The organism is Brachybacterium sp. AOP43-C2-M15 (genome assembly GCF_052446295.1).
Lineage (GTDB): Bacteria > Actinomycetota > Actinomycetes > Actinomycetales > Dermabacteraceae > Brachybacterium.
This window is the reverse complement of sequence record NZ_JBQSWB010000018.1, coordinates 12,742-27,987: the sequence shown is the minus strand read 5'-3', so window position 1 is coordinate 27,987 and position 15,246 is coordinate 12,742. Positions and strand designations below refer to the sequence as shown.

Genomic DNA, 15,246 nt, shown 5'->3' with positions numbered 1-15,246 from the left:
GTCCGAGAGTCTAACCGTCACAGCGACAAGAGAGCGGGAACGCACGCTCGACGCCGCGGCGGAGCGCTCAGGGCCGCACGGCGAGGCAGGACGCCGACGGCGCGGGGATGGGCTCCCCGGCGACCTCGAGCGACTCGCCCCGACGCCGCAGCACGTCGATGCGGTCCCCCTCCTGCGCGGCGACGAGCACCAGGTCGTCGAGCTGGGTGAAGTGACGGGGGTGCGCCCCCACCTCGATCTCCGCGACCAGCTGGGGCCGCATCGGCGCGAGCGAGAGCAGGGAGAGGGTGTCCGGTCCGCGGTTGGCGACCAGCAGCACGGACTCGTCGGCCGCGAGCTCGATGTGGGAGAGCGCGTCGGCGCCCTCCCGGTCGCTGGCGGGGATCATCGAGCGCACGCTCCAGCGGTGGGCGGCGCGCTGCATCACCACGGGCGCCGACGGGCTCGTCGGAACCTCCGAGCGCACGGCGGTGGCGACCATCCCCGAGCGCTCGCAGGCGATGTGCAGCTGCTCCGACTCGTGGTCCGGGACGAGATGACGGGGGCCGCTGCCGCGGCCGAGCGGGATCTCGCCCGCCAGGTCGATGGTCCCGTCAGCGCTCTGGCGGTACAGGAACACGCGGTCCAGGCCGAGGTCGGGGACGGCGAGCAGCCCGGCGCCCGGCAGGGCGACCGCCTGGTGCGGGTGCGGGTCCTCGACGTCGCCGAGCTCCCGGTGGTCGTCGAGGTCGAGCTGCTCGGCCGGGATCCCCTCCGCGTCCAGACGCACGGTCGCGACCGAGCCGCTGCCGTACTGCGCGACGACCAGCGTGGAGGGATCGGTCCCGAAGCCCAGGTGGCAGCCTCCGCCGCCCTCGAGCGAGAGGTCCCCCACGACCTCCGCCGTGGTGCCCTGGTCCCCGACCCGCACGGCCACCACGCGCGTGGGGTCCGTCTCGAGCACCGCGTACAGGAGGCGCCCGTCGGGGCTCCACAGCACGAAGGAGGGGTCGGGAAGGTCCACCGACGCCAGTCGCTCGACCTCCGGGGCCTCTGCGCCCTCCGCGCGGCGCAGGCTCAGCAGCTCGAGCCCCGGGGCCCGGCCGGTGCCGCTGAGGGTGTAGCCGCCGACGGCGATCAGTGCGGTCCTGCTCATGGTGCCTCCTCGCGATCGGAGCGCCGCCCCGTGCCGTCCTCGAGATCCGAGGGCGGGTCGAGATCCTCCAGCACGGAGGGATCCTCGAACATCGCGGACGACAGCGCTGTCATCTCTCCGGTCATCGTAGACGGCTCGATCACCGGAGAGCCGTGACGTCGCCGCATGCGGCGCGATCCGAGGGAGAGTCGGCGCCGGCGCAGCGTGGTGAAGGGCGAGGAGATCGCGGGGGTGTACGCGATCCCGCTGCGCCGGAAGTAGGGCATGATCCGCGAGGCGAGCAGCTGGCCGAGCACCACGCCGGCGGCGATCGAGACCGCGATCTCCCCGGCGCCGAGCAGCTCCGCGACCCCGGCGCCCAGATCGTCGCCGAGCCCCAGCAGACCGCGGTAGATCCGGCTGCCGGGCACCAGTGGGATCACGCCGGCCATGACGAAGGCGAGGGAGGGGGCGCGCAGCCGGTCGGCGAGCGCGGTGGCGACCAGCCCGGTGGCGAAGGCTGCGATCGCGACGGCGAAGGTGCGGTCCAGCAGCAGCCCGGAGAGCAGATGCGAGATGATCCCGGAGCCGGCGGCGACCATGGCGCAGGCCAGCAGCAGCCGGGCCGGCACCTGCGTGCCGACGCCGTAGCCCAGACCCATGCCGAGCCCGGAGATCACCACCACCACGGCCGTGGTGAGGGTCAGCGGCATGGAGGCGCTGACGGAGATGTCCGCCCCGATGACGTCCGCCAGCAGCAGGCCCCCGCGCACCCCCGCGACGAGGCCGACGGTGAGCATCAGGGCCTCGAGGATGCGGCCCGCGGCGGTCACGTACCAGCCGGTGACCGCGTCCTGCACCGCGCTGATCGAGGACAGCCCCGCCAGCTGCACGATGATGCAGGAGATGACCACGGTCGAGGGATTCGCGCCGTCGTCGATGAGAGCCACCAGCACGGCGCCGCCGACGGCGACGAAGCCGCCCAGCACCTGGCTGTAGAAGGGCGGGATGTTCCACCGCACCATCAGCTCGCCGATCGCGATGAGCAGACCGGCGGAGAGGGTCGCGATGAGCACGACCAGGCTGCCCGCGCCGAAGAAGAGCGCCGCGGCGCCGCCCATCACGCCGAAGCCGGCGATCACCAGCGGGATGCGGTAGAGCGGCTGGCGCTGCGGGATGGCCGCGGCCCGGCGGCGGGCCTCGTCCAGCGGCAGCTCGCCGGAGAGGTACAGGTGGGAGATGTCCTCGAAGGCGGCGAGCCGGGCGAAGTCCTGCACGCGGTCGCTCGCGGACCTCACCCTGGTGAAGGGGGTCGCGGACTCGTCGGCCAGATAGGAGATCGTGACCTCGTTGAACGTCACCTGGACGGAGACGTTGCGCAGACCTGAGGAGCTGGTCACCCGCAGCACGGTCGCCGTGACCTCCGAGGCCGCGGCACCATTGGTGAGCAGGCCCTCGCCGATCCTCATGGCGAGGTCGAACACGGCATGGAGCCGGACGGAATCGGTGGGCACGGACCGATCGTGCCACACCCCTCGGGGAACGGGACAGCGCCCGGTCGGCCGGACTCGTCACACCGCGCGGGGGCCGTCCGCCCCCTGTCCGCGCCTCCTGCGGGAGGCGGCCGCCGCGCTCAGAGGTTGGGCGACGTGGACAGGACGCCGATGGAGACGGCGAGCAGCAGCAGCACCGCGACGTCGGCTCCTCGGGAGCGGACGGCGAGCGCTCCGATCATGCGCACCGGCAGCACGGCGCGGAGCACGGCGAGCACGCCGAGCAGGCCCGCCAGCAGGACGCCGGCCAGCGGAGCGGAGGACAGCACGCCGACGGCGATGATCGCGCCGAGCGCGCACAGGGCGAGGGTCAGCGCCACCTGCCGGTGGACGGCTGCGGTGGCGGTGAGGGGCGATCGGGGCTCGGACACGGCCCCATCGTACGGGCGGGCGGGCGCGCTGCGGGAGGCGCGGGCCGCCGGGCGGGCAGACGCAGGGGCAGCGGCAGACGCAGGGGCAGGCGCAGCGGCTGGCGCTGGCGCGAGCAGGTGCTGCGAGCGGGTGCTGCGAGCGGGGCCGTACTGCCCGTGCGGGCGCCCGGACCCGGATACCCTGGCCGTGGCCGGCAGCGCCGTCGGCCCACCCCGATCTGGAGGACTCCTCGATGACCAGCCCCGGTTCGACGACCGGCCCCACGCGACGCGAGCACGATCTGCTCGGCGATCGCGACGTCCCCGCCGACGCCTACTACGGCGTCCAGACCCTGAGAGCGCAGGAGAACTTCCACATCACGGACGTTCCCCTGCACCACTTCCCCCGGATGATCGAGGCGCTGGCCCAGGTCAAGCGGGCCGCGGCGCGGGCCAACCACCGCCTCGGCGCCCTCGACGACGAGCGCGCCGCCGCGATCGAGGAGGCCTGCGAGGAGATCGTCGGCGGCGCCCTGCACGAGCACTTCGTGGTCGACATGATCCAGGGCGGCGCGGGCACCAGCACGAACATGAACGCCAACGAGGTGATCGCCAACCGCGCGCTGGAGATCCTGGGCCACGAGCGCGGCCAGTACGACCACCTCCACCCCAACAACCACGTCAACCTCGGCCAGTCCACCAACGACGTGTACCCGACCGCGGTGCGGCTGACCATCATGCTGTCCTTCCCGGCGCTCGCCGAGGCGATGGATCACCTGATCACCACCCTGCGCTCCAAGGGCGACGAGTACGCCTCGGTGCTGAAGATGGGCCGCACCCAGATGCAGGACGCGGTCCCGATGACCGTGGGCCAGGAGTTCCACGCCTGGGCCACCACGATCGAGGAGGACGTCCAGCGCCTCACCCGCACCGCGACCCTGTTCCAGGAGATCAACCTGGGCGCCACGGCGATCGGCACCGGGATCACCTCCGATCCCCGCTACGCGAAGATGGCCACCGACAACCTGACCGAGCTGACCGGGATCCCCTTCGTGGTCGCGACGGATCTGGTCGAGGCCACCAGCGACACCGGCGCCTTCGTGACCTTCTCCGGGATCCTCAAGCGCATCGCGGTGAAGATCTCGAAGATCTGCAACGACCTGCGCCTGCTGTCCTCCGGCCCGCGCGCCGGCTTCCACGAGATCAACCTGCCCTCCGTGCAGCCCGGCAGCTCGATCATGCCCGGGAAGGTCAACCCGGTGATCCCCGAGGTCGTCAACCAGGTCGCCTTCGAGGTCATCGGCAACGACCTCTCGGTGACCTTCGCTGCGGAGGCCGGGCAGCTCCAGCTCAACGCCTTCGAGCCGGTGATCGCCTTCAACATCCTCGAGTCCACGACGATCATGACCCGGGCGATGAACACCCTCGCCGATCGCTGCATCGCCGGGATCACGGTCAACGAGGACGTGCTGGAGGACTACCTGCGCCGCTCCATCGGCATCGTCACCGCGCTCGTGCCGGTGCTGGGCTACTCCGCCTCGACCGACATCGCCCAGGTCGCCCTGGAGACCGGGCGTCCGGTCGCCGAGCTGGTGCTCGAGCGGGGCCTGCTGGACGAGGAGCGCCTGCAGGAGCTGCTCTCCCCCGCCTCGATGACGGCGCCGCACCGCGCCACCCTCACCGGGACCATCCCTGTGCTCGAGGAGGCGGACGACGTCCAGCCCGATTCGGGCGAGGTGGCCCTGCCGCCCTCGACGGAACGGCTCGACTTCTGAGCGCCCGGGCGCTCATTCGTCGGCCTCCTCCATCTTGCCGCGCATCACCAGCTTCGGATCCGGGGTGCCGACGACCTCGTGGTCCTTGTCCTCGTACTCGAACTGGGAGAGGAAGTAGCGCATCGCGTTGAGCCGCGCGCGCTTCTTGTCGTTGGAGCGGATGATGGTCCACGGCGCGTACTTCTTGTCCGTCCGGCGGAACATCTCCTCCTTGGCGAGGGTGTACGCCTCCCAGCGGTCGAGGGATTCGAGGTCCATCGGGGAGAGCTTCCAGCGCCGCACCGGATCCAGCTGGCGGATCGCGAAGCGGGTCCGCTGCTCCTTCTGCGAGACGGAGAACCAGAACTTGGTGACGTGGATGCCGGAGTCGACGAGCATGCGCTCGAAGTGGGGCACCTGGTTCATGAAGGTCTCGTACTGCTCGGGGGTCGCGAAGCCCATCACCCGCTCCACCCCGGCGCGGTTGTACCAGGAGCGGTCGAACAGCACCATCTCGCCGTCGGTGGGCAGGTGCTGGATGTAGCGCTGGAAGTACCACTGGCCGCGCTCGCGGTCGCTGGGCTTGTTCAGCGCGACGACGCGGGCGGTGCGCGGATTGAGATGCTCGGTGAAGCGCTTGATGGTGCCGCCCTTGCCGGCCGCGTCACGCCCCTCGAAGATGATGATCGACTTCTGGTCGTTGTCCTCGAGCCAGTACTGGTACTTCAGCAGCTCGACCTGCAGGCGGTACTTCTCGAGCTCGTACTCGTCCCGGTCCATGCGGGTCTCGTACGGGTAGCCCTCCTGCCAGGTGTAGACGGGGTTGCCCTGCGGGTCGATGAGGTCCGGATCCGGGGTGTGCCCGTCCTGGACCGAGTACCCCTCCTCGCGCAGGTGCTCGATGTACTCGCGCAGGCTCTGGTTGTCAGGGATCTTCACGGCCACTCCTTCGACGCACGCTTCCGTATGCCGTCAACTCTAGAGGCCCCGCATGTCCGCGAGGTGAATGAGGTCCCGCGACGAGACGCCGAGCCCCCGCTCCGCGGAGGCGGGGCGAGGGCGCGGCGCCGGGTGCTCGGCGGGAGATGCCCGCCGGGCGATGCTCAGTGGGCGAAGTGCCGGGTCCCGGTGAGGTACAGGGTGACGCCGGCGGCGCGGCAGGCCTCGACGACCTCCTCGTCGCGGATCGACCCGCCGGGCTGCACGATCGCCCGCACCCCGGCGTCGATGAGGATCTGCGCCCCGTCGGCGAAGGGGAAGAAGGCGTCCGAGGCCGCGACCGCTCCGCGAGCGCGCTCCGGGGCGTGCTCGCCCTCGCCGTGCGCCCCCAGGGTGTTCGCGCGGGAGACGGCCAGTCGGCACGAGTCCAGACGGTTGACCTGGCCCATCCCGATGCCGACGGCGGCGCCGTCGGCGGCGAGGAGGATCGCGTTGGACTTCACCGCGCGCACCGAGCGCCAGGCGAAGGCGAGGTCCGCGAGGGTCGCCTCGTCGGCCGCGTCCCCGGCGGCGAGGGTCCAGCTGCTCGGATCGTCCCCGACCGCGTCGAGCGCGTCGACGTCCTGGACCAGCGTGCCGCCCCAGATCTCGCGGACCTCGACGGTGCGGCCGTACTCGCCCTGCAGCCGCAGGATGCGCAGGTTCTTCTTGGTGCGCAGCAGCTCGAGCGCTTCGTCCTCGTAGCCGGGGGCCAGGATCACCTCCGTGAAGACGGGCTTGACCTGCTTCGCCATCGCGAGGGTGACCGTCCGGTTGGTCGCGATGACGCCGCCGTAGGCGGAGACCGGGTCGGTGCCGTGGGCGCGGGCATGGGCGAGGGCCACGTCCTGCTCCTCGGCGGCCACCGCGATGCCGCAGGGGTTGTTGTGCTTGACCACCGCGACCGTGGGGAGGTCGTGGTCGTGGGCGGCGCGCACTGCGGCGTCGGCGTCGATGTAGTTGTTGTAGCTCATCTCCTTGCCACCGAGCTGCTCGGCGCCGGCCAGGCCCGGGGCGGCGTCGTCGCGGACGGCCAGGCGCGCCCGCTGATGCGGGTTCTCTCCGTAGCGCAGCGTCCGGAACCCGGAGAAGGAGGCGTCCTCGTCGGACATCTCGAGCACGAAGGCGTCCTGCGAGGGATCGACCTCGCCGTGCGCGTCCTCGGCAGGGCCTGCCTCGGCGGGGCCGTCCTCGTAGCTCGCGCTCTGCTCGAGCTGGAGCAGCATCCAGTCGCTGATCGCGTCGTCGTACTCGGCGGTGCGGGTGAAGGCGATGGTCGCGAGCTCCTGGCGCTCGCCGAGGGTGAAGCCGCCCGCGCTCGCGGCCTCGGCGGCGGTCGCGTAGTCCTCGGGGTCCACGACCACGGCGAGGGAGGCGAAGTTCTTGGCGGCGGCGCGCACCATGGTGGGCCCGCCCACGTCGATCTTCTCGATGATCTCGTCGAAGCTGCCGCCGGCGGCGACGGTCTCGCGGAAGGGGTAGAGGTTCACGACCACCAGGTCGAAGGGGACGATGCCGTGCTCGTCCAGCTGCGCGCGGTGGGACTCGAGCCGCTGATCGGCGAGGATCCCGCCGTGGACGCGCGGGTGGAGGGTCTTGACCCGCCCGTCCAGCATCTCGGGGAACCCGGTGACGGTCTCGACGTCGGTGACGGCGATCCCGGCCTCGCGGAGGGTGGCCCCGGTGGAGCCGGTGGAGACGATCTCCACGCCCGTGCTCTCGAGGGTGCGGGCGAGGTCCACGATGCCGTTCTTGTCGAAGACGGAGAGGAGGGCTCGGCGGATCGGGCGGCGTTCTGCGGTGTTCACGTGACGTGCTCCTGTTCGGATCTGCTGCGGCGGGCACCCAGGCGGACGATGCCCACTTCCGTCACTCCCCGGTGGTCACCCACCTTCGCCAGTCGTGTGACCCCCACTGTACCGGGACGCCCCCCGGAGGGCGCCGGGGGTTCCCGGCGCGGCCTCAGCGGCCGGCGGTCAGGCGCCGCACGACGTCCACCAGCAGGGGCTGCTCGACGGCCTTGATCCGCTCGTGGAGGGTGGCCTCGGTGTCCTCCTCGAGGACCTCGACCGCGGCCTGGGCGAGGATCCGCCCGGTGTCCACACCGGCATCGACCTCGATGACGCTGCAGCCGCTGATCCGGACGCCGTGGGCGAGCGCGTCGCGGACGCCGTGGGCGCCGGGGAAGGACGGCAGCAGGGCGGGGTGGGTGTTGATGATGCGGCCGCCGACGGCGTCCAGCAGCTCAGGGCCGACGAGCTTCATGAACCCCGCCAGCACCACGAGCTCCGGGCGGTGGGCGAGGACGGCGGCGGTCAGCGCCCGGTCCCAGGCGTCCCGGTCCTCGTACGAGGACAGGCGCACGACCTCGGTGGGGATGCCCGCGGCGTGCGCGTGCTCGAGGCCTGCGGCCTCCCGGTCGGCGATCACGGCGACCACCTCATAGGTGCAGTCCTCGGCGCGGGAGGCGTCGAGGAGAGCGGCGAGGTTGGAGCCGGTGCCGGAGATCAGGACGACGACGGGGAGGCGGGTCACCTCTCCAGCCTAGTCGCCGCGGGCGGCGCCGCGCACGGCACTGCTCCAGGGCGCCGCTCCGCAGCACCGCTCCACGGCACTGCTCCAGGGCGCTGCTCCAGGGCGCTCCCACGAGCCCTCCGGCGCCGTCCGGCGGGTCCCGGACAGATGACGAGTGGGCAACGAGACCGGCAGGTGGCGGTGCTCGGTGCGCCGAGCGGGCACAATGGAGCTGATGAACAGCGACTCCTCCCCCGAATCGAGCACGGGCCAGGCGACGGCACGACGACGGCGCCGGCTGGTGGGCTCGCTGATGCTCGCGATGCTGGCGTCCTGGCTGTTGATGCTCTCGCCCCTGCCCTTCTCCCTGTTCTCGGGTCTGACGGGCCTGGCCGCGCTGGTGCTGCTGGTGCCGCTGATCGTCCAGTCGATCCGGGAGCGCCGCTACTCGATGGCGGTGATCGCGACGCTGCTCGGGGTGCCGGCCACACTGCTGATCATCGCCGGTGCCGCGCTCAGCGCCGCGTTCTACGGACCGGTCTCGCAGCTGGAGGAGTGCCGGGCGACGGCCCTCACCGAGCAGGCCCGGATCCAGTGCGACACCGAGGCCCAGGGCTCCATGGCCGAATGGGTCAGCGGCCTGTTCGGCGGCTGATCAGGCCCTGTCCGGCGGAGCGTCCTCAGGATCGCCTGAGTCCTCGGCGGACTCGGCGGACGGCACGGACTCGGCGGACGGCACCGCAGCACCATCAGCATCCGCCTCGTCGGCCGATGCCGGCCCCGCTCCTGCGCTCCCGACATCCTCACCGTCCCCGCTGCGCCCACCGTCCCCGCTGCGCCCACCGTCCCCGCTGCGCCCACCGTCCCCGCTGCGCTCGCCGTCCCCGCTGCGCTCTGTGCGCTCCGCGGCCTCGACGCGCTCGCGCAGCGAGTGGAGGGTGGCGCGGGACCACGGCACGAGCGGGGTCGCGAGCACGGCGAGCACGAGGCCGGTGGAGAGCGCCACCACGCCGATCAGCGGCAGCGCGAGCGTGCTCATCTGCGGACCGAGATGCACCAGGCGGCCGTCCCCGATGCCGCCGGTGGACAGACCCGCCAGCAGCAGGCACGCGATCACGACGGTGACCGGGTAGGCGATCCACGCGGTGACCTGCTCGCGCCGCTCGAGGTCGGCCACGTCGCGCACCAGGCGCACCGCTCCGAGCGCGACCGGGACCGCGGGCAGTATCAGCAGCAGCCACATCCAGCCGGGGAAGTCGCCGGGTCCGGGGAGGGCGCCCAGGATCGGCAGGGCGGGCAGCACCCCCGTCTGGGAGCCGTCCAGGGAGATCCCGGTGGAGGCGCCCACCCCGACGGTGCCCCCGAGGACGACGGTCAGCGCCCACAGGGCGAGCAGCGGCAGCAGGGCGAGCTGGATCAGGGTCAGCACGATCCCGCCGACGATCCCTGGGGCCAGCTCGTCGAACAGCGCCGCCTGGGCGGGCACCGAGACGGCGAGCAGCACCACCGTGACCGCCATGCCGAGACCGAGCAGCCCGGTCATCGCCAGCAGCGCCGATCGGGCGACGTCCCCGTAGGGCGCGGGCAGCAGATCCAGCACCCGCACCCCCGGCACGTCCTCCGTCGGCTCCCGCCGCAGCGACCACAGCAGGCCGACGAGCCCGCCGATCACGGCGACCATCGCCCCGGAGACCGCGGCAGAGGTGACCATCGGCGTGACGTCGGAGCTGCGGCCGATGCCCGCGAGGATCCCCAGTCCGACCGCATAGACCAGCGCGTACATCCCCAGGGCGGAGCCGACGTCGCGCAGCGCTCCGAGCCGCAGCACCCCGTCGTCCCGTACCGGGCGCAGGGCGCGCCCGACCCGCCGCATGGACAGCGCGGACAGCATCACCAGCAGCAGGAGGAGTCCGAAGGGCGTGAGGGTGACGGCGCCGTCGATCACGCCGGTGCTCAGCGTGACGCCGCCGCCGTGGCCGAGGACCAGGACGCTCAGCGCGATGATGATGGCGTCCAGCGCGGTCGCGCTCGAGGCGGTCCCGGCGACCTGGGCGGCCAGCGCCGGCACCACGACGACCGCGAGGGCGACGCCCAGGGAGGACAGTGCGGCGAGGACTCCGCGGACCAGAGGCGTCGCGATGCTGTCCACTGTGCTGCTCACGCACTTGCTCCTCGGGAAGGGTCTCGGCGGGAAGGGTCCCGGCGGGATGTGTCTCGGCGGGAGGGGGTCCCGGCGGGAACGAGCCCCGCGGGCGGGTCGCCGGTCCATGGTCGCACCTCCGCCGCCCGCTCCCGCGCATCTGCGGACGGGACGCGGGTCACGGCGCCACCGCCCTCCGGTGTCGCATAATGACTCGGATGCCTGCCCTTCCCCTGCCCCCCGATGCCGCTGCCGCCGCCGACGACTCGGCGACCCTGGTCGTCCGCACCCAGCGCATCGAGGAGACGGTGGACCTGCTCGGGCACGTGCCGGCGGACGTCGGCGGGGCCTGGCTGCGGCATGGACAGGGCGTGGTGACCCTCGGCGCCGCCTGGTCGGTGAGCACGGCGGGACCCCATCGCTTCGCGGCCGCGAGCGCCGCCTTCCGCGCGCTCGCCTCCCGCGCCCGGGTGGACGACGAGGTGCGGGTGCGCACGAGCGGTCTGATCGCGCTGGGCAGCTTCTCCTACGCCGGCTCCTCGACCCGCGCCTCGACCCTGACGGTGCCGCGGGCGCTGCTCGGCGTGCACGACGGCGAGGCCTTCCTCACGGTGGTCGGGGTGGACGAGGAGCCCGTCCTCCCCCCGTCCTGGCGGGACCTGTTCCCCTCCTCCCCGGTCCCTCCCCGCGCGGCCGAGCCGCTCGAGGTCGAGCCCGAGCACACGCCGGACGAGTACCAGGCGCTGGTGCAGGAGGCCGTCGGCGAGATCCGTGCGGGCCGGGCCGCGAAGGTGGTGCTGTCCGAGCGGACGGCGGTGCGGAGCTCCGCCCCGCTGTCCCCGGCCGTGATGCTGACCCGACTGGCCCGCGCCTACCCCTCCACCTGGGTCTACCGCGTCGAGGACGTGGTGGGGGCGAGCCCCGAGATGCTCGCCCAGACCGAGGACGGCCGGGTCTTCTCGCGGGTGCTGGCCGGCTCCCGCCCGGTGGCCGACGACGGGGAGCTCGACGAGATCGACCGTCGCGCGTTCCGTGCCGACGCCAAGGAGCTGTCCGAGCACGCCTTCGCCGTCGACTCCGTGGTGGAGCGCCTGGAGGGTCTGGCCGAGCAGCTCGAGGTCTCGCCCGAGCCGTTCGTGCTGAGGCTCCCCGGCCTGGAGCACCTGGCCTCGGACGTCACCGCGCGTCTGCAGCCGGGGACGACGAGCCTGGACGTCGCCGCCCGCCTGCACCCCTCGGCCGCCGTCTCGGGCACTCCGCGCGCGGAGGCCGACGAGATCATCGCGGCCCTGGAGCCGCACGACCGCGGCGGCTACGCCTCACCGGTGGGGTGGATGGACGCCCGCGGCGACGGGCAGTGGGCGATCGCGCTGCGGATGGCGCACCTGGTCGACGAGCGGACGGCGGTGCTCCAGGCCGGCGGTGGGCTGGTGGCCGCCTCGGACCCGGTCTCCGAGCACGCCGAGGCCCTGGCCAAGTGCCGACCGATGCTGCGCGCGCTGCGCGGGGAGCAGCCTGCCTGAGGACGGCGGCGACGGCCGACGGGGCCCCGTCCCGGTCAGCCCTGTCCCGGTCAGGAGGGGCGCACGCCCAGCGTGACCTCGACGGTCCGCACCGTGCCGTCGCGCACCACCTGGAACTGGTGGGTCGAGCCGATCTCGAGCCCGCGCACCACCCCGGTCAGCGCCGCGGCGCCGCCCACGGGGGCGTCGTCGACGCCGATGACGAGGTCCCCGTCCCGCAGGTCCGCATCGGCCGCGGGGCTGCCCGGCTCGATGCTGACCACCTCGGCGCCGCGGTACGTCCCCCCGCCGTCGGAGGCGGAGCCGTCCTGGCTCGTCACCCCGAGGAAGGCGTGCTGCGCCGCGCCGTCCTCCTCGAGCTGCTCGGCGATCATCATCGCGGTGTTGGAGGGGATCGCGAAGCCGAGCCCGATGCTGCCGGCCTGTCCGGAGGCGTCCGGGATGCCCGCGATCGCGGTGTTGATGCCGATCACCTGGCCGGCGGCGTCCACGAGGGGCCCGCCGGAGTTGCCGGGATTGATCGCCGCATCGGTCTGGATCGCGGAGGAGTAGGTGGTGTCGGAGCCGTCGGCCTCCTCGCCGGAGGCGGTGACCGGGCGGTCGACGGCGGAGACGATGCCGGTGGTGACGGTGTTCTCGAGCCCCAGCGGGGTGCCCAGCGCCATCACCGGCTGCCCCACCTCGACGGTCGAGGAGTCGGCGAAGGTGGCGGGCTGCAGGCCCTCGGGCGGGGAGTCCAGGCGGATCACGGCGAGGTCGCTGGTGGGATCGGAGCCCACGATCGTGGCCGCGTAGCTGAGACCGTCGGCGGTCGTCACCTGCACCGTCTGCCCGCCGTCGACGACGTGGTTGTTGGTCAGGATCGTGCCCTGCTCGTCGAGGACCACCCCGGTGCCCTGGCTGGTCCCCCCGCTGGTGGAGACCTGGATCGCGACGGCGCTCGGCGAGACCTGCTCGGCGATCGCCGCCCAGTCGGCGCCCTGCGAGGAATCGGCCGCCGCGGGTCGCGCCTCCGTGCTGGTGGCCGGGGACTCCTGCGCGGTGGCGGCGGGCTCCGGGCTGAGGAACTGGTCGTAGACCACCACCCCGCCGAGGGTCGCACCGCTGGAGAACAGCATGCCGAGCGCCACCAGGCCGGTGACCCCGATCCAGCCCGGGCCGCGCCGGCCCGTGGTCCGGTCGGCCGCCTGCCCGGGCCCGGGCTCGGGTGGAGGCACGGACCCGGTCACGAACTCGGGCTCGGGCTCGAACCCGGTCGTCGGCGTCCCGGTCGGCGCAGGCTCGCTCCCCGGAGCCGGCGGCGCACCGGCCCAGGGCCCCGGCTCGGTCGCCGGCCGGGCCCAGGGGGCGTCGTAGGAGGGCGTCGGCGCGGACGGCGCGGACGGCTCAGGCCCCGTGCGCTCGTCCCAGGGGGCGGGATGCTGGTCCGGTGCGTGCTCGTCCTTCATGGGGTCCATGTCAGCACCTCTGCCGAAGAGTTCCTCGGGACCGTGCTGGGCGTCTCCTGGACGACCAGCACGCGCAGTCCGCGGGCGGGGCGGGCGAGGGCGGCGGGAAGCTCGTCCGCGCTCAGGCGGTGCGCCGCGGCGCCGAGCGCGGCGGCGGCGCCGGCGATGTCGGCGCCGTGCGGGGTGGTGAAGAAGCGGCGCAGCAGCTCCGGCGGGGCGGCGGCGTGCTCGAGACCGGAGAAGATCCGGCCCCCGCCGTCGTCCACCACCACGACGTCGAGCTCGGGGCGGGGCTCCTCGGGGCCGATCAGCAGTCCGGTGAGGTCGTGCAGGGCGGTGAGGTCTCCGACCAGCAGCCGCACCCGTCCCACGGCGCCGCGGGCCAGCGCGAGGCCCCCGGCCATCGCGGTGGTGCCGTCGATCCCGGCGAGGCCGCGGTCGGCGAGGACCCGGGCCCCGGTGGCCCCCGCGCGCTGCTCGAGGTCGCGGATCAGACTCGAGGAGCCCAGCACCAGCACGTCCTCCGCGCCCGCGGCGTCCCAGACGGCGAGGGCGGCGCGCTGCTGCCAGTCGGGCTCCGGCTGCGCGGCGCGGGCGGCCGTGGCCGCCGCGCGCCAGGCGTCGAGGTGCGCTCCGCGGTGCGCGGGGCCCTCGGACCTCTCCCCCTGCGCGCCGTCGGTGCTCTCCTCCCCCACCGCTGCGGGCACCACGAGGTGGGCGCGCCGGGAGACGTCCGGCCAGTCGAGCTGGGCGTCGACCACGATCACCTCGACGTCCTCCGCGCCGAGCAGGGAGCCGACCACCGACCTCGACAGCGTGGGCCGGCCCAGCACGATCGCCCGCCGAGGGCGCAGGGGATGGCGCGGATCGGCCATCACCTCGGCGAGGAGCGCGGGATAGCCGGGCACGTGGGTCTCTCCGTGCCGGGCGCCCGAACTGGGCTCTGCCAGCAGCGGCAGCCCGTGCCGGGCGGCGAGACGGGCCGCCTCGGGCCCCGCCCCGTCGCCCGCGACCACCACGGTGCGGCCGGAGACCGGGACCGGGTGCGGTGCGGGGGCGGTCGGGGCGGCGCGCCGGGTCAGGACGATCCGCTCCCGCGGTGCCGCCCCGGTCCCGGGGCCGACGGGACGCTCGGCCGCCGGCTGCTCGGCGTGCTCTGCCTGCTGTGCCTTCTCTGCCTTCTCTGCCTTCTCTGCCTGCTGTGCCTTCTCTGCCTGCTCGGGCCGCGGCACCAGCGGGTCGCGGAAGGAGAGGTTCAGGTGCACGGGGCCGGGATGCTCCGCGGTCGCGGCGGCGAGGGCCCGGGCCGCGGTGGAGACGGCCGTGCGCAGCTCGAGCGGGGTGGCCCGGTCGGCGGTGGGGGCGGGCAGATCTACCGCGAAGCGCGTCAGGGAGCGGAACATGCCGGCCTGACGCGTGGTCTGGTTCGCGCCCACCTCCCGCAGCTCCGCGGGCCTGTCCGCGGTGAGCACGAGCAGCGGGATCCGCGCGTGGTGGGCCTCCATCACCGCGGCGTGCAGGTGCGCGGTGGCGGTGCCGGAGGTGGTGACCACGGCCGCGGGATGCGCCGGATCGTGACGGCCGATGCCGAGCGCGGTGAACGCCGCGGCGCGCTCGTCGATGCGCACGTGCGCCCGGATGGCGCCGGCGACCTCAACGGCATCGAGCCCGTACACCAGGGGCGCCGAGCGGGACCCGGGGGCGAGCACCGCCTCGCGCACGCCGAGCGCGGCCAGCGCGCTCCACAGCGCGACGGACTGGTCGACGGCGCCGGACCCGGTGGGTCGCGGCGCGTCGATCCACGTCGGCGCGGCGGCGGGGAGGTCTCGATCATGCACCCCGCCAGGGTAGTGCGGCGGCCGACGGGGTGCG

General features: G+C 73.6%; 12 protein-coding genes and 1 riboswitch. Of the genes, 3 read left to right on the top strand and 9 right to left on the bottom strand.

The features are described from left to right. Positions 1 to 67 precede the first annotated feature (67 nt). From ACT3SP_RS16165 to ACT3SP_RS16155, 3 genes are all read right to left on the bottom strand, one after another. Positions 68 to 1,135, bottom strand: a complete 1,068-nt coding sequence (locus tag ACT3SP_RS16165; protein WP_444588329.1) for a lactonase family protein — start codon at positions 1,133 to 1,135, stop codon at positions 68 to 70. Further along, positions 1,132 to 2,628: a threonine/serine ThrE exporter family protein gene (locus tag ACT3SP_RS16160; protein ID WP_444588328.1), complete on the bottom strand. Its 1,497-nt coding sequence runs from the start codon at positions 2,626 to 2,628 to the stop codon at positions 1,132 to 1,134. Before ACT3SP_RS16160 ends, ACT3SP_RS16165 begins: the two co-directional genes overlap by 4 nt. A 119-nt stretch (positions 2,629 to 2,747) precedes the next feature. Beyond that, positions 2,748 to 3,038 (bottom strand): DUF3017 domain-containing protein, encoded by a 291-nt coding sequence (locus tag ACT3SP_RS16155; protein WP_444588327.1) that lies wholly within the window; start codon positions 3,036 to 3,038, stop codon positions 2,748 to 2,750. A gap of 233 nt (positions 3,039 to 3,271) precedes the next feature. Between ACT3SP_RS16155 and aspA the strand changes: the two genes are divergently transcribed. Further along, positions 3,272 to 4,792 (top strand): aspartate ammonia-lyase, encoded by a 1,521-nt coding sequence (gene aspA, locus ACT3SP_RS16150; RefSeq protein ID WP_444588326.1) that lies wholly within the window; start codon positions 3,272 to 3,274, stop codon positions 4,790 to 4,792. A 12-nt stretch (positions 4,793 to 4,804) separates the two neighbouring features. Here aspA and ppk2 read toward each other — a convergent pair whose 3' ends face one another. From ppk2 to purN, 3 genes are all read right to left on the bottom strand, one after another. Next, the gene (ppk2, locus tag ACT3SP_RS16145; protein WP_444588325.1) at positions 4,805 to 5,710 is read right to left on the bottom strand and encodes a polyphosphate kinase 2; all 906 of its coding nucleotides are present in this window, start codon (positions 5,708 to 5,710) and stop codon (positions 4,805 to 4,807) included. A 164-nt stretch (positions 5,711 to 5,874) separates the two neighbouring features. Next, positions 5,875 to 7,557: a bifunctional phosphoribosylaminoimidazolecarboxamide formyltransferase/IMP cyclohydrolase gene (purH, locus tag ACT3SP_RS16140; protein ID WP_444588324.1), complete on the bottom strand. Its 1,683-nt coding sequence runs from the start codon at positions 7,555 to 7,557 to the stop codon at positions 5,875 to 5,877. A 28-nt stretch (positions 7,558 to 7,585) separates the two neighbouring features. Next, positions 7,586 to 7,663: riboswitch (ZMP/ZTP riboswitch) on the bottom strand. A gap of 48 nt (positions 7,664 to 7,711) precedes the next feature. Then, a complete protein-coding gene (gene purN, locus ACT3SP_RS16135; protein WP_444588323.1) occupies positions 7,712 to 8,284 on the bottom strand; it encodes a phosphoribosylglycinamide formyltransferase in 573 nt (190 codons plus the stop codon). Positions 8,285 to 8,498: 214 nt separating this feature from the next. Between purN and ACT3SP_RS16130 the strand changes: the two genes are divergently transcribed. Beyond that, positions 8,499 to 8,918: a hypothetical protein gene (locus ACT3SP_RS16130; protein WP_444588322.1), complete on the top strand. Its 420-nt coding sequence runs from the start codon at positions 8,499 to 8,501 to the stop codon at positions 8,916 to 8,918. On the opposite strand, the gene ACT3SP_RS16125 is transcribed toward ACT3SP_RS16130, so the two are convergent. Next, complete coding sequence (locus ACT3SP_RS16125; RefSeq protein ID WP_444588321.1) at positions 8,919 to 10,424, bottom strand: cell division protein PerM; 1,506 nt, start codon at positions 10,422 to 10,424, stop codon at positions 8,919 to 8,921. A 197-nt stretch (positions 10,425 to 10,621) separates the two neighbouring features. On the opposite strand from ACT3SP_RS16125, the gene ACT3SP_RS16120 reads away from it, so the two are divergent. After that, on the top strand, positions 10,622 to 11,926 hold the full coding sequence (locus ACT3SP_RS16120; RefSeq protein WP_444588320.1) for an isochorismate synthase: 1,305 nt from the start codon (positions 10,622 to 10,624) through the stop codon (positions 11,924 to 11,926). 50 nt (positions 11,927 to 11,976) lie between these two features. Here the strand turns inward: ACT3SP_RS16120 and ACT3SP_RS16115 are convergent, their stop codons facing one another. Then, positions 11,977 to 13,383: a trypsin-like peptidase domain-containing protein gene (locus ACT3SP_RS16115; RefSeq protein WP_444588319.1), complete on the bottom strand. Its 1,407-nt coding sequence runs from the start codon at positions 13,381 to 13,383 to the stop codon at positions 11,977 to 11,979. Then, entirely contained in the window at positions 13,371 to 15,212 is a 1,842-nt protein-coding gene (menD, locus tag ACT3SP_RS16110) for a 2-succinyl-5-enolpyruvyl-6-hydroxy-3-cyclohexene-1-carboxylic-acid synthase (RefSeq protein WP_444588318.1), read from the bottom strand. The genes ACT3SP_RS16115 and menD overlap by 13 nt, the downstream gene beginning before the upstream one ends. Between the last annotated feature and the right edge of the window lie 34 nt (positions 15,213 to 15,246).